Consider the following 769-nt stretch of genomic DNA (forward strand, 5'->3'; position numbering starts at 1 on the left):
CTAGCGCCTTGTCTGTACACGTTATTATTCTGGCACGGCCGCCGCTAAGTATCGCCGGGTCAGCCCTACAAATTCGTCGGCTTCCCTGTCTAAATCACTGGCCGAAAAAAACACATCATAGCCGTAAAATTTTCTCTGATACTTCATTCTATTCGCCAACATGGCTTGCAAACCGTCGTATTGTTTTCCCGCTTTGTTAGTGTACGGTTGTGGGTCGAGCACCATATCTTCAAATTTCTCTTCACAATGGTTCTGCCTTGCGCCCAAATACAACAAAGCGCGTTGGCTAAGTAAAATCTCCGTCGCGATACGCGGGCAAATTGCATCAAGGTAAGGGGAATAGTGTTTCAAGCGGATGCCTATCCACGGGAGCGGTTGATGCCAACCGTCTTGTTGATAACTGCATATACCAATGGACTCAATATTTCGCCAACGGACAACCCAACCGCCTTTAAACAGGTGTTGCTGAAAGTGCGAGGCGGTCAGTGTGAAAGTGACTTGGCTTTTCTTAATCATCAGGACGGCGAAACCGACGATGATTGCCATCAAAATGACGGAAAGCATTGCTTGTTTCCAACCCGGAGAAATCACGACAAGAAATAGTGTAATGAGCGCTACCAGCAACAAAATCAATCTGTTGATTGGCGAATCAGACTTGAAGTGTGAATTTGTTAGATGCAGCGTTTCCATGCTCATACCTCAATGAATACTCCAAATAAAATCGAGATTTCTTGATATGCAGCTTGATGCTTTTAATCAAAACGAAACC

At 45.1% G+C, this 769-nt stretch carries 1 protein-coding gene; it reads right to left on the minus strand.

The window, feature by feature from the left end:
• Positions 1-24 precede the first annotated feature (24 nt).
• Positions 25-690, minus strand: coding sequence for a DUF2982 domain-containing protein (locus tag R7R78_RS25770; protein WP_225474575.1), 666 nt, complete (start codon positions 688-690; stop codon positions 25-27).
• Between the last annotated feature and the right edge of the window lie 79 nt (positions 691-769).

It is taken from the genome of Vibrio sp. 2134-1 (genome assembly GCF_033339495.1).